Here is a 22412-nt window from a genome sequence, read left to right on the forward strand (position 1 = left end):
AAGGCCAGCACACGGAAGGCCAGCACACGGAAGGCCAGCACACGAATGACCAGCACCTTGACCGAAATCACCTCACCCGCCGGCGGCCTCTGGCGCGACGCCCTGCGCCGCTATATGAAGAACAAGCTGTCTGTCGCCGCGGGGATCATCATCATCGTCATCACCTTCATGGCCGTCTTCGCGCCCTGGGTCTCGCCGTCCCACTATTCCGAGGCCAATTTCGACGAAGCCTGGCAGTTTCCGTCCTGGACCCACCCAATGGGCACGGACAGCATCGGCCGGGACTACTTCAGCCGGATCGTGTACGGCGCCCGGATCTCGCTCATCGTGGGGTTCGTCGCGCAGATGATCTCCCTGCTGATCGGCGTGCCGCTGGGCGCAATAGCCGGGTTCAAGGGGGGCAAGGCCGATTACATCGTCATGCGCCTGGTGGACGTCATGTCGGTCTTCCCCAGCCTGCTCTTCGCCATTCTGATCATGGCTTGGCTGGGAAGCGGGTTGAGCAACGTGCTGTTCGCCATCGGCGTGACCGGCTGGGTGGGCGTTTGCCGCCTGGTCCGCGCGCAATTCCTGTCGCTGCGGGCTTCCGACTTCGTCCGCGCCGCCCGTTCCATGGGCGCCTCCAACGTGCATACCATCGTACGCCACATGCTGCCCAACGCCCTCAGCCCCATCATCGTCGGCCTGGCCATGGGCATTCCCCAGGCCATTTTCGCCGAGGCGGGACTGAGCTTCCTCGGTCTGGGCATCAATCCGCCCACGCCGAGTTGGGGACAGATGGTCAGCAGCCACCTGCCCAACGTGATCTACTACTGGCACCTCGCCCTCTTCCCGGTATTCATGATCGCCCTTGTCATGCTTGGATTCTCGCTCATTGGCGACGGCCTCCGCGACGCCCTCGACCCGAGGATGAACGAGTAGGGCTTCCCGCCGCATGGCAGGTGCAACATGCGAAACAGAACCCGCATTTCGATGCCAGGGCGTTCGAGCCTACTGATCCTCGTCGCGGGGTTGGCCTGGTCAACCTACGGCCTGATCGATACCCTCTTCGCCGACACCGAACCGCGCTACGTCAATTCCATCGGCGTGCCGCTCCCCGGGGACGCCCTTCCTCCCGAACAACAGGTCATTCGCGTTTTCTCCGAGTCGCGGCCCTATAACGAGTGGTTCCGGACGGTTTACAAGGGCGCCGCGGGGAAGTACATCATCGCCGAACCCCTGACGCGCACCAACCGTAATTTCGAGTTGCGGGGCGGCGCGGCGGAACGATGGCAGGTGTCGGACGATGGGCTGGATTGGACCTTCCACCTGCGGCCGGGGCTGCAGTGGAGCGACGGCCGGCCGTTGACGGCGCACGACTACGTCTTCTCCCTGCGCCGCGGCGCCGATCCGGAAAACGCCTACGATTTCGGGTGGTACTACCAGCCGATCCGGAACTGGCAGGCCGTCGTCGCCCGCACGGTGCCGGTGGACTCCCTGGGGGTGTGGGCCTCCGACGATCTGACCCTCCACATCGCGACCGAAGAGACCACTCCCCACCTGCCCCTGCTGTTGACCTACTCGTGGGTATCGCCCGAACACACGGTGCGCAAGTATGGCGACACGTGGTCCACCCGGCCGGAGACCTGCGTGTCTTCCGGTCCCTTTGTCATGGTGGAATGGATAAAAGGCGAGCGGATGGTCTATGAAGCCAATCCCATGTACCGAGGGGTCGACAAGCCCTACCTGGAGAGGTTGATCTACAAGATGTTCAACCTGACCACGCCGCCTCCGAGGATACCGGCATACGAGGCCGGAGAGATCGATTTCACCGAGGTGGAGAACCAGGCGGAACTCGCCCGCCTCCTTTCCGACGACGCATTGAGCGACCAGGTCCATACCTGGCCCAATTTCTGGACCCACTACCTGTTTTTCGACGTGACGAAACCGCCGTTCAACGACCGGCGGGTTCGGCTCGCGCTGAGTCTCGCCATCGACCGGGACGCCATATGCCGTTCCGCGCTGAAGGGGTTCGCCATACCCGGCTACGCCATGCTGCCGCCCGGATTCCCGGCCTTCTCCGACAATGCTTACGCGGAAAGCCAGGGTTATGACCCGGAACACGCCCGGCAGTTGCTTGCGGATGCGGGGTATCCCGATGGTCGCGGCATTCCCAAACTGGACATGTGGCTGCGGAACGAGATCGTCATGCACCGTGACGCGGCGGAGGGGATCCAGGCGATGCTGCAGCGGAACCTGAACATAGAGATCGAAGTACGCAACGTGGAGAACAAGGTCTTCATGGACGGCCTGAACAACCACACCCTGGCCTTCGGAATGGTTCCCTACGAATTCGATTTCGTGGATCCCAGCAATCTCCTGGGACTTTGGCGGTCGAATGGGCGGCACAACTGGAACAACGCCGCTTTCGACGAACTGATGACCGAGGCCGAGGCCGAGGTCAGGGATCCGAGCCGTCGGATTTCACTGTACAAGGAAGCCGAAAGACTGCTGGTGGAAGACGTGGCCGGCGTGTTCCTGTGGCACCGGCAGCGCGCGCAGGTGTGGAAGCCCTACCTGAAAGGATCGGCGCTTGAGCCGAACGCATCGGGTTACCGGTCGTGGCGGGGCGACCAGGTGATGAGTTCCTCCATCACCTTCTATCTGGCGGAAGACCAGCCGGGACTTGCCCTGCCTGCCCGGAGACAGTGAGGCGGGGACCGGAGCGCGGAAGCCGCGGCGAACCACGGCAGGCCGGAGCGCGGAAGGAGTCCGACATGATACTCAACCAGTACTACCTGGGCTGCCTTGCCCATGCGTCCTATTTCCTCGGGGACGAATCATCCGGCGTCGCGGCCGTCGTGGATCCGCAGCGCGACATCGGCCAGTACATCGAAGAGGCCGAAGCCCGGAACATGACCATCGACCATGTCTTCCTGACGCACTTCCACGCGGATTTCGCCGCGGGCCACCTGGAACTGAGAGACCGCACCGGCGCCATGATCCATCTCGGCGCGCGCGCCGAGGCGGACTACCCCTTCGAGCCGATGCGGGACGGCGGCGGCATGGACCTGGGCGCGATTCGGCTCGCGTTTCTCGAGACGCCCGGGCATTCTCCCGAGTCCGTCTGTATCCTGGTCTTCGATCCCGGGGAGGCGGCCTCGCCCTGCGCCGTGCTGACCGGGGACACCCTGTTCATCGGCGACGTGGGCCGTCCGGACCTTCGGGCCGCGCTCGGCTGGAAGGCCGAGGACCTCGCCGACCTGCTCTACGACTCCCTCCACGGGAAGCTGATTCCGGCCACCGTCGACGAGACGCTCGTCTATCCCGCGCACGGCGCCGGCTCGTTGTGCGGCAAGAACCTGAGTACGGATACGGTGTCCACCATGGGCGATCAGAAGAAGTACAATTACGCCCTGCAGCCCATGGACCGGGAGACCTTTACCCGCCTCATCACGACGGACCAGCCCGAGGCGCCTTCGTACTTCACCTACGACGCCGCGTTCAACGCGCAGGAACACGAAACGCTGGACCATCTGCTGAAGCGCAACCTGAACCCCCTTTCGTTGGAGGAGGTGTTGCGCAAGGCGGACGACGGCGCCCAGCTGCTCGACACGCGGGACGCCGCGGACTATGAGGGCGCGCACCTGAAGGGGAGCGTCAACATCGGCCTCGGGGGCCAGTACGCCAGCTGGGCGGGCACCCTGTTGCGACGGGACCGGCCGATCGTGCTGGTCACGGGATCGGGCGCCGAGGAGGAATCCGCCCTGCGGCTGGGCCGCATCGGCTTCGACCATATCGCGGGATACCTGGAGGGCGGCATGCATGCGCTGGATGAACGGCCCGACCTGTTGAGCCGGACCGACCGCATCACCGCGGCGGCGCTCCGGGACCGGCTGGACACGGAACACCCGCCCCTGGTGCTCGACATCCGATCCGGCCAGGAACGCGACGCCAGGTCCATCCGGGGCAGTCTCCACGTTCCCCTGAACCACCTGGAGGAACGACTGGGCGAGATCCCCACCGGCACCACGGTGGTCGTCCAGTGCGCCGGCGGTTATCGTTCCGCCATGGCGGCCAGCATCCTGAAGCGGAACGGCATCGCGGACGTGATGGACCTGGTCGGGGGCCTGGCGGCCTGGGAGGCCGTCCAGCGTGAGACCGCGGATTGACCCTATTTATACATGGGCACGTTGAATTCCATGAGATCCCGCGCGACGCGGGTGGCGGGGAAGACCTTGCGCGCCTCGGCGGCCAGCGGACCGTCCTGCATGTAGCGGGAACTGATATGGGTCAGCACGAGGCTTCCGACCTTCGCGCGCCGGGCGATGCGGGCGGCCTGCACGACTGTCGAGTGGTGCTTCTGCCGGGCCTGCGCCCGCAGGTCGTCGCTGAACATGCCGTCGTGGATCAGCACGTCCGCCTCGTGGGCGAGCGACACCACCTGGTCGCACGGCCGGGTATCCGTGGCGTACACGATCTTCCGGCCCCGCCGGGCGGGACCCAGGACCTGGCCGGGCTCGATCACCCGTCCATCCCGCAGCGTCACGGCTTCACCCGCCTGCAGCCGCCCGTAGAGCGGTCCCGGCGGTATGCCCAGCTGCCGCGCTTCCTCGACCTGAAACTGCCCCGGCCGCTCCCTTTCCTGGAAGGCGAACGCCAGTGTAAAGCAGCTGTGGTCCACGGGTACGGCCTCGACGAAGAGCGTGTCGTCCTCGGAGACCAGGCCGCCCCTGGTCTCCGTGACGATCACGGGGAAGGGGCACTGGTGGCCCAGAAAGCGCCGGTTGCCTTCCACGAATTCTGAAATGCCCGGAGGCCCGTGGATGTTCAGGGCCCGTTCCCGCGGTATCTGCCCCATGGTCATCAGCAGGCCGGGCAGTCCCATCACGTGGTCGCCGTGCAGATGGGAGATATAGATCCGCTCGATCTTGCTCAGGGGCAACTTCGCCCGGACCATTTGCGTCTGGGTGCCCTCCCCGCAGTCGAAGAGGAACACGCGTCCGTCGCACTGGACGGCCACGGCCGGCAGGTTTCGCGTCAGGGTCGGAATGGCGCCTCCGGAACCCAGGATAACGATGTCAATGGTCATGATGGAAGATGGATGGCCTTGTTTTCGGTGGGCGCCTACGCCTGCCGCGCCTTGCAGATCGCGTCGGTCATACGGACCACGCGGCTCATTTCCCTGACGTCGTGGACCCTGACGATGCTGGCGCCGTTGGCGACGCTAAGCGCGACCGCGGCCGCCGTGCCCTCCATCCGGTCGTCTTTCTCCGCGTCAAGCACACGGCCGATGAAGGACTTCCGCGACGGACCGATCAGAATGGGACGATTCAGTTGCCGGAATGACGCCAGGGACCGGATCAGGAGCAGGTTGTCGCTGAGCCGTTTGCCGAAGCCGATGCCGGGATCGACAATGATCCGCGATCTTCGGATGCCGTGCGCCACGGCATGGGCCATGCGCGCGTCCAGCCACTCGACGATTTCGCCCACGGTATCCCGATAGCCGGGATTCCGCTGCATGTTCTCCGGGGTTCCCGCCATATGCATGATCACCACGGGGACTCCTTCAGCGGCGACCGTCCCTGTCATACCCGGATCGGCGGTCAAGCCGCTGACGTCGTTCACCATCCGGGCCCCGGCGCCTATGGCCCTGCGGGCGACTTCCGCCTTTCGCGTATCGATGGACACCGGTTGTTCGATCCGGTCCCTCAGTTTTTCAATGACGGGAATGACCCGCCGAAGTTCTTCCTCCAGTTCGACCGGTTCCGCGCCCGGCCGGGTGGATTCTCCGCCCACGTCGATGACGTCCGCGCCTTCTTCGGCCAATCGCTGGCCGTGCCGTACGGCCGTCAAAGGGTCCCAGTACCGGCCGCCGTCATAGAAGGAGTCCGGCGTGACGTTGAGGACGCCCATGATCCGCGTGCGTTGCGAACAGTCCCAGTGGAACCCGTCACCCTCGATGACCCGTTCATCATCCACGATCAGACTCCGGGTGCGGCCAGGGGAGGCTCCTTGAATGGCGTGGGGGCCGGCGCTTTTTCATCGTCTGTACGAGCCTCCTCCGCCTGCCCGGCTTCATTCTTCGCGTCCTGCTCCGATGGGGCTTCACGCTTGACGGCCGGTTCCAGCGTTTTCCCTGCGAGCAGCTGTTCGATCTGGCCCCTGTCCAGCGTTTCATGCTCGAGGAGGGCCTCGGCCATCCTGTGCAGGGCGTCTTCCCGTTTCGAAATGATGGATTCCGCACGCTGCCGGCAGGCATCCAGGATGCTTCTCATGTCCTCGTCGACCTTCACGGCCGTCTTGTTGCTGTAATCCCGCTTCCGGGTGAGTTCCCGGCCCAGGAAAACTTCCCCGTCCTGATTGCCGAGGGCCAGGGGACCGAGTTCGCCCATCCCCCAGCCGCAGACCATGTGGCGCGCCAGTTCCGTGGCGCGCTTGATGTCGTCGCCGGCCCCGTTGAACGTGTCACCGACCCCCATGCGTTCCGCCACCTGTCCGGCCAGCAGGCACGCGATCTGGCCCCGGCACCAGGCTTCCGAATACAGGTACTGGTCTTCCTCCGGAATGGAGTAGGTGATCCCGAGGGCCTGTCCGCGGGGAATGATGGTGACGCTGTGCGGAGAATCGATCTCGGGGATCAGGGCGGCGGTCAGGGCGTGACCGCTTTCGTGGTAGGCGACGGTCCTGCGCTCTTCTTCCGAGATGACCAGCTGGTGTTCCGAGCCCATGACGATGCGGTCCCTGGCGCGTTCGAGGTGCGACATGGCGATCCGCTTGTGATCTTCCCGCGCGGCGAGGAGGGCCGCCTCGTTCATGATGTTCTCCAGGTCCGCGCCCGACATGCCCGGCGTGAGCCTGGCCATGGTCTTCAGGTTCACGCACTCCGCCATCGGCTTGCCCTTCGCCTTGATTTCCAGGATCTGCTCGCGCCCCCTGACGTCAGGCCGGTCCACGGTGACGTGCCGGTCGAACCGTCCGGGCCGGAGCAGCGCAGGGTCCAGCACGTCGGGGCGGTTCGTGGCGGCGATGAGGACGACCCCGCTGTTCGGCTCGAAACCGTCCATTTCCACGAGCAACTGGTTCAGCGTCTGTTCCCGTTCATCGTGCCCGCCGCCCAGGCCCGCGCCCCGGTGGCGGCCCACGGCGTCCAACTCGTCGATGAAAATGATGCACGGCGCGTTCTCCTTGCCCTGTTTGAACAGGTCCCGCACCCTGGACGCGCCGACCCCCACGAACATCTCCATGAAATCCGCGCCGCTCATGGTAAAGAAGGGTACGCCCGCTTCACCGGAAACCGCGCGGGCCAGGAGGGTCTTTCCCGTGCCGGGCGGACCCAGCAGGAGCACGCCTTTCGGAATGCGCGCGCCGAACCGGCTGAATTTTTCCGGATGCTTGAGAAACGCCACGACCTCCTGCAGGTCGCGCTTCGCTTCTTCGACGCCGGCCACTTCGCTGAACTTCACGCCTTCGCGCTCTCCCGTAAGCCTGGCCTGGCTCTTCCCCATGGAAAAGAGCCCCTTCTGGCCGCCCTGCATCTGGCGGAAGATGAGGATTCCCAGGCCGATGATGAGGAGCAGCGGCAGCCAGGTGACCAGGTGCGCATACCAGGGGCTCGATTTCGGCCGCGCGGTGATGGTTACGTCTTTCCGCACCAGTTCGTCGATCAGTTCCGTATCTTCGAAAGGTATCTCGACCTTGAATCGGGTCTCCATGGATTCCCGGCCGCCGGGCACGGGTGTACTGACCCCGTTTCTGAATTCACCGACGATGGTCTTTTCGAGTATCGTAACGCTGAGGATGTTCCCGTTGGCCAGGTGGTCCCGGAAAGTGGAGTATCCGATTTCCATCCCGTCGGACCGGTTCCGGCTGAAGAACTGTACCAGCACCACCGACAGCAGGGCCAGGAGTACCCACATGACGATGGTGCGGGTACGGCGAGGCGCTTGCTGCCGGTTGCCGCGACCCCGGCCGGGCGCCTGCTGCCGGCTTCCGCGGTCCTGGCGCGGTGCTTGCTGCCGGTTTCCGCGGTCCTGGCGCGGTGGGGCGGGGCGTCGTCCCCGCGGCCCTGCATTGTGCTGCCTGGAATTCGTCATTTGAACTTGCCCGCCCCGAGTGCTTGTGCGCTGCGCCAATAAATAAGCGTGAGGATATGCGAGGCCGTATTCACGCCCGCATGCCCCCACGCTCAGGCATCCTGTTCATCGACCACGGCGACGTACGGCAGGTCCCGATACCGCTCGCCCCAGTCGAGGCCGTACCCTACGACGAAATCGCCCGGTATGTCGAAACCCCGGTAATCGATCGTCACGGGCGCACGGTGCGCCCCCGGTTTGACCAGCAGGGCGCATACCTTCAGGGACAACGGTTCCTGCTTCGTCAACACTTCCGTAAGATAGCCCAGTGTCAGCCCCGTGTCAACGATGTCCTCCACGATCACGGCGTGCCGTCCGCGGATGTTCACATCGAAGAAATCGGCCTTCACGACACCGTAGGAAACCTGCCCCGTCCCATAGGTTGAAGCGCGTACGAAGTCGATGGTGTGAGGTATCGTGATTTCCCGCATAAGGTCGGCGAGGAAGACCACGCACCCCTTGAGGCATCCGATGAGTATCGGGTTCTTCTCCCGGTAGTCCGTGGAAAGCCGCGCACCGAGGCTTTTTACCTTCTCCGCGATCTGTACTTCGGTGAGCAGGATTCTCATCGCTTCGGATCTTTCACCATAAGCTCGGCGACCATCACGCGCCGGGTCTTCCCGGTGACCAGGCTCTCGTTGCTCTGCCTATAGCCCGCCACCCAAAGGATCTGCGTTCCGTCCGTTACGACCGGTACGCGGTCGCGCAACAGCCGGGGCACGTCCCATTCGTTGAACAGCTTCTTCAGGGACTTGTGTCCCGCCAGGCCGAAGGGCGTCATGCGGTCACCTCGTTCGCGGGAACGCACGGTCCACGGCCGGCGCACTTCCGCCGCATCGAAAACGGCCCGATGCGCCGTCGCGCCGGGCGCGGTTTCCGCGGAACCTTCAGCGACGTGGATCGACAGGTTCGTGCCCGGTACCTCCACACTCCCGGGAACCTCCAGATTCAGTCGGAAAGGCGTTAACAAACCTCGACATAAAACCAGTTCGGACTTGCGGCGTTCCAGGCGGATTCCACAGGGCAATTCCTGGATCCGGCCGACCGGACCCCGGCCGATCCATGCACGGGCATCCTCCACCTGGTCGAAGCGCAGTCGCTCCTCGTTGCCGCCCAGGGTCCGGACCAGGGTCCGGACCAGGACGCGCTGCAGAGCGGGCGCCGCGTTCCCCCAGGCATCGAGGTCCACCCGAAGGATCTTGCCGTCCTCGAGCCGGGCATGATCGGCGAGGAACGCCGCGGCCTTTGCGTCCAGGTACTCCGCCTCGCCGCGCGTCACGTCGGCGAGCCGCGCCAGACCCTGCACGATATGGGGATTGTACTCCCTTTGCAGCAAGGGTACCAGGTGGCGCCGGATCCTGTTGCGGAGCACGTCCTGGTCCTCATTGGTGCGGTCGGTCCGGTAGGACAATCCGTGCTTTCGTGCATATGCGGCGATCTCGTCGGCGGTGACGTCCAGCAGCGGCCGGATGATCCATCCGTCCCTGACCGGGCGGATGGCCGACAGGCCCGAACTGCCGCTGCCGCGCAAGAGCCGCATCAACACCGTCTCGGCCTGATCGTTCGCCGTATGGCCGGTTGCCACGGCATCCGCATCCTGGTCCCGCAGCACCCTTCTCAGGAATCCGTACCGCACCTCGCGGGCGCCTTGCTCGATGGAACAACAGTTTTTCCGGCAGTAGGCTGCGACGTTCGCCCGCTCCGCGACGCAGGGAAGGCCCAGTAACGCCGCGTAGTCCATGACGAAGGCGGCATCTTCCTTACCTTCCTCGCCGCGCAGGCCGTGGTCGAGATGCGCCGCAACCAGTTCCATGTCCAGCCTGCCGCATAAGCCGTGCAGGGCGTGCAGGAGGACCACCGAGTCCGCACCACCGGAAACCGCGGCGATCACCCGGTCGCCCGCCCTGATCATCCCGTGGCGCCGGATCGTATGCTCGACTTTATGTTCCAAGGCTTGCGGCATGGGAGATCCCGGCATGAGGATCAGCGGGGGGGAGACATAATGAAAATGGCCTTCCGAGTGCAGAAAGGCCATGGAACATAGCGGCGCAGGGATTCGAACCCCGGACACTCGGATTATGATTCCGATGCTCTGACCAACTGAGCTACGCCGCCTTGAATCGAACATCCAAATATAGAATCCGACGGGTATGTTGTCAAGGCAATAACCTGTTCGTACAGCCGGTTCAAATGTGATTGTTATTGACCTTCGAAAAGGGATACATTACACATGTTTATGCCTGATTTCACAAGCATTTCCGTCGAGGTGAGGATTGGCTGAAACCGATTCGAATACCGCCGCTGGTCCGGTAGCCGATACCGAAGACGAAGGTCTCGTTCGGGGGCTCGGTCCCCTCGAAGCCACCACCATCATCGTGGGCGGCGTCATCGGTTCCGGCATCTTCCAGGCGCCGAGCGCCATCGCCTCCAACGTAGGCTCGCCGGGCATGAGCCTGCTCGTCTGGCTGGTCTGCGGTCTCCTCGCACTGTGCGGCGGGCTCTGCATCGCCGAACTCGGCGCCATGCTGCCCCGGACCGGCGGTCAGTACGTCTACGTCCGCGAAGCCTACCGCAGGCGCTGGGTTACCTTCATCTACGGCTGGTCCGCCTTCTGGCTCGTGTGGCCGGTTTCCATCGCCGCCGTCGCCAATGTCTTCGCCAATTACCTGGCCAGCGTGGTCAACATCATCACCGCCGACGCGGGCGGCCAGGGCATCGTCCTGAGCGACGGAGCCCAGGCGTTGATCGCCTCGGCATGCGTGTTGATCCTGATGATGATCAACGTGGTCGGTGTCCGATGGAGCGGCCAGGTCACCAACCTGTTTACCTTCATCAAGGTGGCCGCACTCGGCGGACTCATCCTGCTTGGCCTGTTCATGGCCGAGAAGGGATCGATGGCTCATTTCTCGCCGTTGTTCGGCGGTGGCGGGACGGCCGTGGGCGGATTCGCTCTGGGCGCTTTCGGCGCGGCCATGGTGACCGGCCTGTTCTCGTACGAAGGATGGACCTTTTCCAGTTACGTCGCCGGGGAGATGCGCGACCCGCGCCGTAATCTCCCGTTGTCGATCATCGTTGGCGTACTCTTCGTAATCGTGATCTACCTGGCGGCGAACTTCGTGTACATGCTGGTCCTGCCCTTTGAGCAGGTCCAGACCTCGCAGTGGATCGCGGCGGACGTGATGAAGGTCCTGCTGGGCGACGGAGGCGCTCTCTTCATCTCGATCGGCGTGATGTGTTCCACCTTCGGAGGGGTTAACGTCCACTTGCTGGTGGCTCCCCGCCTGTTTTTCGCGCAAAGCAGGGACGGTCTCTTCTTCAAGGGGCTCAGCCGCGCACACCCGAAGTTCCGCACGCCGGCGGCATCCATTCTCGCCCAGGGCATTCTTGCCGCCCTGTTCGCGCTGACGCCGCGATTCGAGGATATCATCTCTTACGGTTCCTTCACTTCGTACTTTTTCTCCATCCTCGCGATCGCCGCAGTCATCGTACTGCGCTTCAGCCGGCCCGACGCGAATCGACCTTACAGGACCTGGGGCTATCCGGTTACGCCCCTGCTCTTCCTCGCCGTCATATCCGGTTACCTGGTGTCTCTGCTGACTAACGTGGCTTTCATCTACAATACGCTCATCGGCCTGGCCATCGTCGCCGCCGGCTTTCCCTTCTACTTCTACTGGGAAAAGAAAAACAAAGGAAACTGAGGGACTTCATGCGGGATTTGCTGATCGTAGAACAGAACAACGTTATCCGCTACGATGGCGTGTCACTCTCCCATCTCCAGGAGACTCTCGACGGCTCCAGGGGCCTGTTCTGGCTGGATATCGAGCAGATCACGGACGAAGACGCGGCGTTTCTGAGCGATTTCAAGGAGTTCGGCGTCCATCCCCTGTCGGTGAAAGCCTGCCGGGAGGTCTCCACCCGTCCCTATTCGGCGGTGTTTCCGGGGCACCTGTTCATCGTCCTGCACGTGCAGGAGGGTCCGGACGCGCCGCCGGCCAAGTTGGGATTCTTCCTGGCGCCCGACTACCTGGTTACCGTTCATGCCACCCCGCTGGCCTTTTTGCAGGAAGTCAAGGACCGGATCCAGCTGGATGCCCAACTGATGCGGTCCACGGACCAGGCGATCGGCCTGATCATGCAGACCATTGCCGACTGCCAGGACCCGCTGGTTGCCGAGCTTGCCGTGGAAACGATTCCACCGGACCAGGACCTGGAAGCCCGATGGATCTACGACAGGCAGCGCCGCCTGAACGACATGATCCATCTCGTGAAACCACAGTGCGACATCGTCCACTCGCTTTACGCCGGCGAGAGACTCTCCCTGCAGTCGGATGCGGTCGTCCAGCTGCAGGACGCGTATTACCGGTTCAGGAATATGGCCGACACGCTCACGCGCACCTGGGAAATGCTGAACGACGCGGCGATGGCCGCCCAGACGAAAGCCCTCAGGAGAATCGACGCCTCCTCGCGGCGCATGAACTTCCTGGTCGCCCTGTTGCTTCCCGTGCTGGTCATAGCCGTCCTGCTCGGCATCGACGATCCCCTGATGAGCAACGTGGCCACGCCGGCGGTCGTGGGCATCGGCCTGGCGGTTTCGTTGCTGCTCGCCATCGTGTTGGTCCTCACAGCGAGAAAGCGATAACGGACTTAAGCTCCCCGAGGCATCGTTGAACCGTCGGCCAGTCATTCGTTCCCTCTTGCGGGGTCTCCTCTTTACGGGCGTCGTCGTTCACGCCACCGGCCCGGCTTCCATCTCCGCGCAGGACCGCCTGGTCATCGTCTCTCCGCACTGGGAAGGCATCCGCTATGAATTCACCAGGGGTTTCGACGCATTTTACCGCGACGAAACCGGTCGCGGGGTCGAGATCGAATGGATGGACGTGGGCGGGACTTCGGAGATCATCCGGTTCATAAAGTCCGAGTTCACCGGCAAGCCGGAAGGCATCGGGATCGACCTGATGTTCGGGGGAGGCAGCGATCCGTTCGTGGAACTGGCGCGCCTCGGCCTGCTGGCGCCTTTCAGGCTTCCCGATGACCAGTTGGAGGGGCTGCCTGCCGAAGCGGGCGGCTATCCGATTTACGACGCGGAATACCGGTGGTACGGTGCGACGATGGCCGGGTTCGGCATCATGTACAACAAGCGGGTGGCGCAGCTCGTGGCACTGCCCGTGCCGGAGACCTGGGAAGACCTGGCCGATCCCGGGCTCTATTCGTGGGTCGGCGCGGCCGATCCCAGGAAGAGCGGCAGTGCGCACGTACCTTTCGAGATCATGCTGCAGGTCTACGGCTGGGAACGGGGCTGGCAGGTCATTACCGCCCTGGGCGCCAACGCCCGGGGATTCGCGAATTCGGGAAGCCAGGTGCCCAAGGACGTGACGTCCGGCGAAGTGGCCTACGGAATGGCCATAGATTTCTACGCCTGGGCACAGATCAACGCCGTGGGTCCCGAGATGATCGGATATACCATGCCGGACAATCTGACGATCCTGAACCCGGACGGCATATCCATACTGAAAGGCGCGACCAATATGGCCGTGGCGCAGTCCTTCCTTCGCTATGTCCTGTCCGAGGCCGGCCAGCGCCTGTGGATGCAGAAACCCGGGACGCCGGGCGGGCCGGAGCAGTTCCAGCTGAACCGGTTCACGGTGCTGCCCCGCCTCTACCAGCGCATCGATCCGGCGCACACCTCGGTCACTTTCAACCCCTTTGCGTGGAAATCGTCCTTCGTGTACGATGCCGTGAAAGGCGCCGCGCGCCGTCATATCGTCGACGATATGATCGGCGTCTTCGTTATCGACGCCCACGCGGCTCTGCAACGAACGTGGCGGCGCGCCATCGAAAGGGGAGACGTGGAGCGTCTCCTGCCGTCGCTGGGAGCCGTACCGATCACGGAGGAGGAATCGCTGGCCCTGGGCGACCGCTGGAGGGACCAGGCCTTCCGGAACCGGACCCTGCTATCGTGGAGCCGGCTGGCGGCTGAGAAGTACGGATCGGGCGCGTCCGGTTGGGCCGGCGCAAGGTACCTGCTTTTATTCGGCAGCGGCCTGGTGCTGGCGGGGATGGTGCTTTACCTCTGGAGGTTGAAGCGGAGAAGCGGTTGAGGTTCCCGGCCGGCCTTCGAACGGCGCGTTACGGCGCGACACAGACGGCTCGTCAGGGCGTGTCGCAGCCGGCTCGTCATCGCGCGTCGCAGCCGGTCCGGTACGACGCGAACGGATGCGTGTTATTTCATACCCTGAATGTATTTGCATATCTGGGGAGACCGATGCATGGTCAGCCTGACCCTGAAGGGAATAACCCGGAAATTCGGTGACGTGACGGCGGTTGACGACGTATCGGTGGAGATCGCCGGAGGTGAACTGTTCTTCCTCCTGGGTCCTTCCGGCTGCGGAAAGACGACGCTTCTCCGATTGATCGCCGGGTTTTACGCGCCTGACGCGGGAAGCATCCTGTTCGATGATCAAGACGTGACGAGGACGCCGCCACACCGGCGGAACACGGGCATGGTGTTCCAGAACTACGCGCTATGGCCGCACATGTCCGTCTGGGAGAACGTGGCCTATGGACTGGTCCTGCGCAAGATCCCGTCATCGGAACAGAATGACCGCGTCTCGGAAGCCCTGGAGATGGTGCGGATGGATCGCTACGGGGAGCGGTCGCCGAACCAGTTGTCCGGCGGCCAGCAGCAGCGCGTGGCCCTGGCCCGCGCCCTCGTTATCCGGCCCGACGTGGTGCTGCTCGACGAGCCGCTGTCCAACCTGGACGCCCGGCTCCGCCTGGAAATGCGCGATGAGATCCGGCGGATCCACGACGAGACCGGCACGACGATGATCTACGTGACCCACGACCAGAAGGAAGCCCTTTCCATGGCGGACCGCGTGGCCGTGATGGACATGGGGGCCGTGGTCCAGACCGGGGAGCCGCGTTCGATCTATGATCGGCCCGCGAACGCGTTCGTGGCGGATTTCATCGGGGAAACGAATTTCGTGGCCGGCCGGTTGACGCGTTCGGAGCTTCCCCTGGCCGTCGAGACCGCGGTCGGTGTCCTCCATTCGACGGTCGAACCCGTCGAGGACCTGTCGCCGGGAGACGAAGTGGTCTGCTCCGTCCGACCCGAGGCCATACGCGTATCGGATCCGGACGCCGCCGCCGAGGACGAGAACGTGGACGAGAACGTGGACCAGAACGTGATGGACGGCGTCGTCCGGCAGACCGTCTACCTTGGCGACCACGAGCAGTATGCGGTCCGGCTGGACGACGGCACGGCGATGAAGCTGGTGGACCACCGTCCCGGGCGGCGGCTGGCCGGCCCCGGCGCGCCGGTCCGGTTGAAATGCGACGCGTCACAGGTCGTCGTGCTCGGTAAACCGGGATAGCGGTACCGCGGAGCCTGCCCTCATGCCCAGTACCCGATTCGATCTCTCGGACCTGACCCCCGGCGTCCTCGCCGTCCTGGGCGTGCTCGTCCTCTTCTTCGGCCTCTTCCTGTTCTACCCGATCCTGCACGTCCTGTTGAACGCCTTCTACACGGACGAACAGTTTTCCGTGGAGTTCTTCGGGCTGATGTTGCAGAGCCCCGTGCAGCAGCGGGCGTTGATCAACAGTTTCGAACTGGGCATCGTCACGACCGCCCTCACGACGATCATCGCCCTGCCCATGGCCGTCGCCCTCGTGCGGTACGATTTCATCGGGAAGGGCCTGCTGGGCGGACTCGCCCTCGTGCCCATGATCATGCCCCCTTTCGTGGGCGCCATCGGGATGAAGCAGATGTTCGCCCGGTTCGGTTCGATCAACCTGTTCCTCCTGGAAACGGGCCTCATCGACGCGCCTATCGACTGGTTCGGAGGCGGCGGATTCTGGGGCGTCGTGATCCTCGAGGCGCTGCACCTGTACCCCATCATGTACCTGAACATCGCCGCCGCGCTGGCCAACGTGGATCCCAGCCTGGAGGAGTCGGCCCGCAACGTAGGCGCGGGCGGCTTCCGCCTGTTCCGCACCGTTACGTTCCCCCTCATGCTGCCCGGATACTTCGCCGGCGCGATCATCGTGTTCATCTGGGCCTTTACGGATCTCGGCACGCCCCTGATCTTCGAATTCCGCGAGGTGGTGGCGGTCCAGATCTTCAACATGTCCACCGATGTCCATGCGAATCCCCTGGGCTACGCCTTGGTCGTCTTCGTCGTCCTGGTCACGCTCGCCCTGTTCTACCTCTCCAAGAAGTTCTTCGGCGGCCGCCACTACGAGATGGTCGCCCGCGGCCACGTGGCGTCGGCCTCGAAACGCGCGACTTCGCTCGAGACCGTCCTGATCTGGGGCATGCTCCTGTCCATTACGGGCATCGCGCTGATCCCCCACCTCAGTGTAGTCCTCACCTCCGTGACCGAACGCTGGTTCATGACCGTGCTCCCCTCCGACTACACCACCGCCTATTACGGGCAGATCTTCGCCCACGATCTGACCCTGCTCTCCATCCGAAACAGCCTGTGGCTGAGCGTGATGAGCACCGTCATCGATATCGTCCTCGGCGTCGCCATCGCCTACCTGCTGACCCGACGGCGCTTCCCGTTCCGGGACGCGCTGGACGCCGTGGCCATGTTGCCCCTGGCGCTGCCGGGCCTGGTACTCGCCTTCGGCTACATCTCCGGTTTTTCGGGAACCTTCCTGGACGTCCGCGTCTCCCCCGTGCCCCTGCTCATCATCGCCTATGCCGTGCGCCGCCTACCCTACATGGTCCGGGCGGCCTACGCCGGATTCCAGCAGATGAGTGTCACCCTGGAAGAGGCTTCCATGAACATGGGCGCCGGCCCTTTGAGAACGCTCTGGAAAATCACTATGCCCCTCGTGCTCGCCAACGTGGCGGCAGGCGCCATACTCTCCTTCTCCTTCGCCATGCTCGAAGTGAGCGACAGCCTGATCCTGGCCATCAAGGAACAGTACTATCCCATTACCAAGGCCATCTACAGCCTGATGGGGCGCATTACTGACGGACCCTACATGGCGAGCGCCATGGGCATGCTGGGCATGATCCTTCTGGCATGCAGTTTGCTATTTACTGGTAAAGTATTAGGCAGAAGAATGGGCCAACTGTTCAAGGTATAGAACCAACCAAACCGAAATTGCGTTTAACGGTATGTGTGGGAGAGGCCGGAACCTCGGCCGCGGAATGGATGGGAAGGCATGCGGCCGCGTGAATGGATACGGTCTCGCCGTGAATGGATACAGTCTCGCAGGGATCGTCGGATCCAGGTTACGGAAGTGAGGCGCATGCCATGTCCACCTTCAGAATGGATAACCTCCCGAGGCGTCAGTCCAGGTTTTCCAGAATACGTCAGAGTCTCAAGCGAACGATGGTGTCCGGGCTGATCGCGCTCATTCCGCTCATCATCACCATCGCCGTGCTGAGCTGGTTGCTGACCTGGCTGGACTCCTTCGCCGAACCGGTCATTCGCGGGTTGCTGGGACTGGACACCCGCATTCCCGGACTGGGTATCCTGCTCATGCTGGTCGTGATCTACCTGGCCGGTTTTGTGGCTTCGAACGTATTGGGGAGGAAGCTGATCACCTGGTTCGAAGACCTCATGATGCGGCTTCCCGTCGCGCGAAGGGTGTACCACCCGGTAAGGAAGATCCTGGACACCTTCACGATGACGGGAGAGACCAGGACCTGGAAGACCGTCGTGGTCGAATACCCTCGCCGCGGCGCGTGGATGATCGCCTTCATCGCGGGCGACATTCCGAGTAAGGAACCAGGTGAAGATCTGGTGAGCGTTTTCGTGCCCAATACGCCCAATCCCGCCGCGGGTCGCGTGGTCATCGTGCCGCGCCGGGACGTGGTACCCGTGGACCTGTCGGTCGAGGAAGCACTGGAATTCGTCGTTTCGGGCGGAACGGCCTTCAGCAACGTACTGACCCTGCCCTCGCTGCCGTCTCGCGATCAAACAGTGTCCCGCCAGGACCATCCGGAATCCGCATCACGGGATGGACATCCGGTCTCCCCATCCCGCGGCAACCGGCTGGCGCCCGCATCCATGCGTGGCCGGCGCGTACCCCTGACCCGGTCCGACGACCCGGTGTAGAGATGGCCGGAACCTGTGCCTCCGGGGTTTTTGCAAAAGTCTTGTGTTTTCTTATCTTTATAGTGATTATATATCTTCTACTATCCTTATGGTTTGATATAGTCCGCCCCCGAGGATTCCTCGCCGATGTTTGATCTGGTCAACCTTCTGGACATTTTCATCATAGCGGCCCTGATCTACAGCCTCTACATGTGGCTGAAGGGGACCCGTGCGTACCATATCCTGATCGGCCTCGGCATTCTCGGCGTCCTCTACAGCATCGCGAACTGGAGCGGGCTGCTCCTGACCAGCCAGATCCTGCAATACCTGCTCGGCGTGACCCTCCTGTTGATTATCGTGGTTTTCCAGCCCGAAATCCGGCAGTTGCTGGAACGGGTCAGTCCCCTGGTCATTTTCAGGCTCCAGTCCAGTCCCATCTCCCGGCGCATTCTGAAGGAGATCACCGAGGCCTGTTTCGAACTGTCGGAGAAGCGCATCGGCGGCCTGCTGGTCTTCCCCCGGGCGACCGGGATCTCCGGTGTCGTGCAACACGGCGTAAAGCTCGACAGTCTCGTGAGCCAGGAACTGGTCGTCAGCATATTTCATCCGTCATCACCGATTCACGACGGCGCGATTATCGTTGAGAAGGACCGCGTGGTCGAAGCCGCCACCTATCTGCCCCTCTCGACCCGTGAGCACCTGCCGCCCCGGTACGGCACGCGCCACCGGGCGGCCCTGGGCGTATCGGAACTCGGCGATACGTTCTGCGTCGTGGTGTCCGAAGAGAGCGGCGAGGTATCCGTGGCGTCCGGCGGGGACATCTCGGCCATGGCGGACCGGGAGAAGCTCTGGCAGACGCTCGAAAAGTCACTGCTGCCCATCGAGATCCCCCGAAGCAGGCCGTCGATGCGGGAAGCGATGAAGAAGATCGTCGCCCTTCGGCAGGGATACCGGTTCAATCGCTCCAACCTTACCGCCAAACTGGCGTCCATCGGTGTAGCGTGCCTGCTCTGGTTCTTTCTGATCGGGCAGCAACTGTCCGAGATCGCCATAACCGCCGCGCTCGAATTCCAGAACATCCCGGCCAATATCGAGTTGATAGACGTTTCGACCAGCGAGGTAAACGTCCGCGTGCGGGGACCCCAGGGGAGTATATCGACGCAGACGGCGGACCAGGTCCGCGTTATGGTAGACCTGGACGATATGGAACCCGGGACGCACACCATGCCGCTCACGGACGCGAACGTGGAGTTGCCCTACGGCGTGGTAGCCACTTCGATCGATCCGAGAAGCCTGACCATAAAGTCCGACCGTATCGTAAACCGACGGATCATGATCGACTATGACCTGGCCGGACAGTTGCCTGAAGGGCTGGAGCTGGCGCGAGACGTCATGGTGGAGCCGCCCTCGGTGCCGATCACGGGCCGAGAAATGGAGCTCGACCAGATCGAACGGATTGTAACGTCGCCTGTGATCGACCTGTCCCAGCTCACCGCAAGCCAGATTTTCGACTGCACCTTGAAAGTCCTTCCGCAAAACCTGACGTTTTCCTCGTTCAGCATCGAAGGGCGCGAGGTCAGGGTCCATATCGACCTGCGGCCTGTCGGCGACGGCCAGTCGGTATCAGAAGAAACGGCCGGACTGGACCGGGTAGCGGCTTCCCCGCAGACCAGCCTGAGTAACCGGCTGAATTCACCTTGACTTAGCGTTACATCCCGTCCTATTTTCCCATGCTATGAATAGCCTTAACCCGATCTGGCCGAGGGTGGTGTGGGCGAGTTGCGCCTTGCTGCTTTCGATCGCTTCCGTATCCGCGGACACAAGACCGTCCGATGGACATGCTCCGGTAGACGGTCCGATCAATGCGCCGGTCCCTGTCGCGGACGGATCAGCCGGGCCGTCCGGTGCGTCCGCCGAAATGGCCGGACCGGCCGGGCCACCCGCACCGCCCACCGAAGTGGACGGACCGCCTGCGGCGCCCATCAGGTCGAGCAGGTGGAACACGGGCGTCCGTGTGCGCGCCCGGGCCGCCCTCGTGGTCGACATGCAGTCGGGCGAGGTGGTCTACCAGAAGAACGCGACGTCGCCGTTCCCGGTAGCGAGCATCACGAAGCTGATGACGGCCGTGACCTACATGGGTTTGAATCCGGACCTGGAAAAGCAGATCAGCATCACCCGGCAGGACGTCTACCGGTCGAACTGGACGAAGCTGAGATTCAGGGAACGGGTCTCGGCCCGGGATCTGCTATACGCCACCCTGGTCGCTTCGGACAACGCGGCCGCCCGGGCGCTGGCCCGGGCGACGGGCCTGACGATCGAGGCGTTCGTGGAGCAGATGAACGAAACGGCGGCTTCACTCGGACTGGCGAACTCGCGATTTACCGAACCCACCGGATTGGATTCGGGGAATACGTCCACCGCGGTGGACTGCATAGCCCTTCTGTGGAATGCGCTGCAGGACGACCTGCTGGCGGAGATCCTCCTGGCGAAGGAGTACCGTTTCGGCACGAACCGGCGCACACATACCATCCGGACCACCAACCGGCTGGTCCGCGAACCGGTATCCGAAAGCCGGTGGGCGTGCGTAGGCAGCAAGACCGGATACATCCGTAGAGCCGGGTATTGTCTCGTGCTCAGGGCCGTCGGAAACGATGGCGACGACCTATATGCCGTCATACTCGGAGGTCCGACGAGCAGGACCCGGTTCACGGACATGCGGCGCCTGCTGGACTGGAGCGTGAATACCGGCCGCGACGCCGGACCGCAAGCCGGTGTGGGCGGCTGACGCAGGCCGATGTGGGCGGCTGACGCGGACCAGGGTCGGCGGCTGGCCGAATACGGGGAGAATACGATCGGAGAACGTCCGGGTGGACGTATCTTCAGCACCGGATGAGGAGAGCGTATGTTGGCGACGATTGGTTTCAGCGTGATCGGTACGGTAATCCTGGGTCTTGTCGCGATCGGCCTGGTCTACCTGATGGCCCTCGCGGGAGGCGGGCAGCGCGTGCGCGCCTCCGCACGGCGCCCGGGCGGCAGAGCCCGGCCCGCCCGTCCCGGCGGCCGTGGATGACCCGGAGCTTCCCGCGATGATCTCCCTTCGCAGAAGCGTGCACACCCTCCTGCTGTGCGGATTCGTCCTCGGGTGGACGGGTTACGAAGGCCGGACGGCCGAGCGCGAAAACGGCAGGCTGACCATCGCGCGGATGAAGTACGACGGCGGTGGCGACTGGTACAACGACCCCGAGGCCATTCCCAACCTGGCCCGGGAGCTGCAGTTGCGTGCGGGCATTGAGACGAACCCGGATCAGCGTGTCGTCACCCTGACCGATGATCTCCTGTTCTCTTCCCCCTTCCTTTTCATGACCGGCCACGGCGAAGTCAGGTGGACCGAACCGGAAATCCGGAACCTCCGCACCTACCTGACGCGCGGCGGTTTTCTCTATGCCGATGACGACTACGGGATGGACGAGGCCTTTCGCAGGGAGATGAAACGGGTCTTTCCGGACAAGGACTTCGTCGAACTGCCCTTCGACCATCCGATCTACCACATCATCTACGACTTCCCGGCCGGTCCGCCCAAACATCATGAGCACGACGGCAAGCCGCCCAAGGGTTTCGGGCTCTTCCACGACGGACGGCTGGTGGTGTATTACACGTACGAAAGCAATGTCAGCGACGGCTGGGCCGATGAAAAGACCCACAACGATCCGCCGGCAAAACGCGAAGCCGCTTTCAGAATGGGCATCAACATCGTCGCATACGCGCTCTATCGTTGACGCGGGTGCCGGCTTGCGGTATACTGAAACCCGGACGGCGAAACGGACGTCTAACCACTAAAGACCCTACGGCCGCTTAAGGCGCGGTTCAGAGAAGCACGAAGGAAACAGGAAAAGGAGTCCCATCATGAACCTCTGGCAAACGATCAAGTCGGAATTGGACGGTCCAATCGAAACCGTACGCAAGAGCCTGTCCGGCGCGCTGGACATGGCGGAAGACCTCACGCGGAAGGGTCGGATCAAGCTGGAGATCCAGTCGGCCCGCGCCGATATCCGCAACCAGTTGACCGAACTGGGAGGCCGGGTGCACCAGATGGTGGTCGAGGACGGCGTCACGGACGTGTCGGGAGATACGGAGGTGAACGGCATTCTGGATCGCATCAAGGCGTCGCAGCAGAACATCGAGGACCGGGAAGAAGAGCTGCGGCGCGAGGTTGAGGAACCCGCGGAGAAGAAGGCCTCCTGACGCG

The 22412-nt window shown here is 63.3% G+C and carries 18 protein-coding genes and 1 tRNA gene; 13 read left to right on the top strand and 6 right to left on the bottom strand.

The window, feature by feature from the left end:
* Window positions 1-45 precede the first annotated feature (45 nt).
* The 3 genes from F4Y38_08785 to F4Y38_08795 all read left to right on the top strand — a co-directional run bounded on the left by F4Y38_08785 (window position 46) and on the right by F4Y38_08795 (window position 4151).
* Window positions 46-921 (top strand): ABC transporter permease, encoded by an 876-nt coding sequence (locus tag F4Y38_08785; protein ID MXY49375.1) that lies wholly within the window; start codon window positions 46-48, stop codon window positions 919-921.
* 27 nt (window positions 922-948) lie between these two features.
* Window positions 949-2691, top strand: a complete 1743-nt coding sequence (locus tag F4Y38_08790) for a peptide ABC transporter substrate-binding protein (protein ID MXY49376.1) — start codon at window positions 949-951, stop codon at window positions 2689-2691.
* Between the two features lie 65 nt (window positions 2692-2756).
* The gene (locus tag F4Y38_08795; protein MXY49377.1) at window positions 2757-4151 is read left to right on the top strand and encodes an MBL fold metallo-hydrolase; all 1395 of its coding nucleotides are present in this window, start codon (window positions 2757-2759) and stop codon (window positions 4149-4151) included.
* Between the two features lie 2 nt (window positions 4152-4153).
* On the opposite strand, the gene rnz is transcribed toward F4Y38_08795, so the two are convergent.
* From rnz to F4Y38_08825, 6 genes are all read right to left on the bottom strand, one after another.
* Window positions 4154-5071, bottom strand: coding sequence for a ribonuclease Z (rnz, locus tag F4Y38_08800; GenBank protein ID MXY49378.1), 918 nt, complete (start codon window positions 5069-5071; stop codon window positions 4154-4156).
* Between the two features lie 35 nt (window positions 5072-5106).
* Window positions 5107-5895, bottom strand: coding sequence for a dihydropteroate synthase (gene folP / locus F4Y38_08805; protein MXY49379.1), 789 nt, complete (start codon window positions 5893-5895; stop codon window positions 5107-5109).
* Between the two features lie 68 nt (window positions 5896-5963).
* Window positions 5964-7898: an ATP-dependent zinc metalloprotease FtsH gene (gene hflB / locus F4Y38_08810; GenBank protein ID MXY49380.1), complete on the bottom strand. Its 1935-nt coding sequence runs from the start codon at window positions 7896-7898 to the stop codon at window positions 5964-5966.
* Window positions 7899-8167: 269 nt separating this feature from the next.
* A complete protein-coding gene (gene hpt, locus F4Y38_08815; protein MXY49381.1) occupies window positions 8168-8683 on the bottom strand; it encodes a hypoxanthine phosphoribosyltransferase in 516 nt (171 codons plus the stop codon).
* Entirely contained in the window at window positions 8680-10149 is a 1470-nt protein-coding gene (gene tilS, locus F4Y38_08820) for a tRNA lysidine(34) synthetase TilS (protein MXY49382.1), read from the bottom strand. The genes hpt and tilS overlap by 4 nt, the downstream gene beginning before the upstream one ends.
* Window positions 10150-10155: 6 nt before the next feature.
* A tRNA-Met gene (locus F4Y38_08825) sits at window positions 10156-10229 on the bottom strand.
* A 158-nt stretch (window positions 10230-10387) separates the two neighbouring features.
* Between F4Y38_08825 and F4Y38_08830 the strand changes: the two genes are divergently transcribed.
* The 10 genes from F4Y38_08830 (at window position 10388) to F4Y38_08875 (ending at window position 22408) form a co-directional block, all read left to right on the top strand.
* On the top strand, window positions 10388-11812 hold the full coding sequence (locus F4Y38_08830) for an amino acid permease (GenBank protein MXY49383.1): 1425 nt from the start codon (window positions 10388-10390) through the stop codon (window positions 11810-11812).
* A gap of 8 nt (window positions 11813-11820) precedes the next feature.
* A complete protein-coding gene (locus F4Y38_08835; GenBank protein ID MXY49384.1) occupies window positions 11821-12753 on the top strand; it encodes a hypothetical protein in 933 nt (310 codons plus the stop codon).
* Between the two features lie 25 nt (window positions 12754-12778).
* Window positions 12779-14212, top strand: a complete 1434-nt coding sequence (locus tag F4Y38_08840; protein ID MXY49385.1) for an extracellular solute-binding protein — start codon at window positions 12779-12781, stop codon at window positions 14210-14212.
* A 168-nt stretch (window positions 14213-14380) separates the two neighbouring features.
* Window positions 14381-15487 (top strand): ABC transporter ATP-binding protein, encoded by a 1107-nt coding sequence (locus F4Y38_08845; GenBank protein MXY49386.1) that lies wholly within the window; start codon window positions 14381-14383, stop codon window positions 15485-15487.
* A gap of 22 nt (window positions 15488-15509) precedes the next feature.
* Entirely contained in the window at window positions 15510-17210 is a 1701-nt protein-coding gene (locus F4Y38_08850) for an iron ABC transporter permease (GenBank protein ID MXY49387.1), read from the top strand.
* 113 nt (window positions 17211-17323) lie between these two features.
* Complete coding sequence (locus tag F4Y38_08855) at window positions 17324-18187, top strand: DUF502 domain-containing protein (GenBank protein MXY49388.1); 864 nt, start codon at window positions 17324-17326, stop codon at window positions 18185-18187.
* A gap of 126 nt (window positions 18188-18313) precedes the next feature.
* Entirely contained in the window at window positions 18314-19867 is a 1554-nt protein-coding gene (locus tag F4Y38_08860; protein ID MXY49389.1) for a TIGR00159 family protein, read from the top strand.
* 34 nt (window positions 19868-19901) lie between these two features.
* On the top strand, window positions 19902-20951 hold the full coding sequence (locus F4Y38_08865; protein ID MXY49390.1) for a D-alanyl-D-alanine carboxypeptidase: 1050 nt from the start codon (window positions 19902-19904) through the stop codon (window positions 20949-20951).
* A gap of 301 nt (window positions 20952-21252) precedes the next feature.
* Entirely contained in the window at window positions 21253-21942 is a 690-nt protein-coding gene (locus F4Y38_08870) for a DUF4159 domain-containing protein (GenBank protein MXY49391.1), read from the top strand.
* A gap of 127 nt (window positions 21943-22069) precedes the next feature.
* Window positions 22070-22408 carry a hypothetical protein gene (locus F4Y38_08875; GenBank protein ID MXY49392.1) on the top strand — a complete coding sequence of 113 codons (339 nt, stop codon included), beginning with the start codon at window positions 22070-22072 and terminating at the stop codon, window positions 22406-22408.
* Window positions 22409-22412 lie beyond the last annotated feature (4 nt).

It is taken from the genome of Gemmatimonadota bacterium (assembly GCA_009838645.1).
In the GTDB taxonomy this organism is placed as follows: domain Bacteria; phylum JAAXHH01; class JAAXHH01; order JAAXHH01; family JAAXHH01; genus JAAXHH01.

Coding starts and splice junctions, on each gene's coding strand:
- F4Y38_08850 (MXY49387.1), top strand. CDS start 15,510: ATGCCCAGTACCCGATTCGATCTCTCGGACCTGACCCCCGGCGTCCTC.
- hpt (MXY49381.1), bottom strand. CDS start 8,683: ATGAGAATCCTGCTCACCGAAGTACAGATCGCGGAGAAGGTAAAAAGC.
- F4Y38_08785 (MXY49375.1), top strand. CDS start 46: ATGACCAGCACCTTGACCGAAATCACCTCACCCGCCGGCGGCCTCTGG.
- F4Y38_08845 (MXY49386.1), top strand. CDS start 14,381: ATGGTCAGCCTGACCCTGAAGGGAATAACCCGGAAATTCGGTGACGTG.
- folP (MXY49379.1), bottom strand. CDS start 5,895: ATGGGCGTCCTCAACGTCACGCCGGACTCCTTCTATGACGGCGGCCGG.
- hflB (MXY49380.1), bottom strand. CDS start 7,898: ATGTGGGTACTCCTGGCCCTGCTGTCGGTGGTGCTGGTACAGTTCTTC.
- tilS (MXY49382.1), bottom strand. CDS start 10,149: ATGGCCTTTCTGCACTCGGAAGGCCATTTTCATTATGTCTCCCCCCCG.
- F4Y38_08855 (MXY49388.1), top strand. CDS start 17,324: ATGGATACAGTCTCGCAGGGATCGTCGGATCCAGGTTACGGAAGTGAG.
- F4Y38_08790 (MXY49376.1), top strand. CDS start 949: ATGCGAAACAGAACCCGCATTTCGATGCCAGGGCGTTCGAGCCTACTG.
- F4Y38_08795 (MXY49377.1), top strand. CDS start 2,757: ATGATACTCAACCAGTACTACCTGGGCTGCCTTGCCCATGCGTCCTAT.
- F4Y38_08860 (MXY49389.1), top strand. CDS start 18,314: ATGTTTGATCTGGTCAACCTTCTGGACATTTTCATCATAGCGGCCCTG.
- F4Y38_08875 (MXY49392.1), top strand. CDS start 22,070: ATGAACCTCTGGCAAACGATCAAGTCGGAATTGGACGGTCCAATCGAA.
- F4Y38_08865 (MXY49390.1), top strand. CDS start 19,902: ATGAATAGCCTTAACCCGATCTGGCCGAGGGTGGTGTGGGCGAGTTGC.
- rnz (MXY49378.1), bottom strand. CDS start 5,071: ATGACCATTGACATCGTTATCCTGGGTTCCGGAGGCGCCATTCCGACC.
- F4Y38_08870 (MXY49391.1), top strand. CDS start 21,253: ATGATCTCCCTTCGCAGAAGCGTGCACACCCTCCTGCTGTGCGGATTC.
- F4Y38_08835 (MXY49384.1), top strand. CDS start 11,821: ATGCGGGATTTGCTGATCGTAGAACAGAACAACGTTATCCGCTACGAT.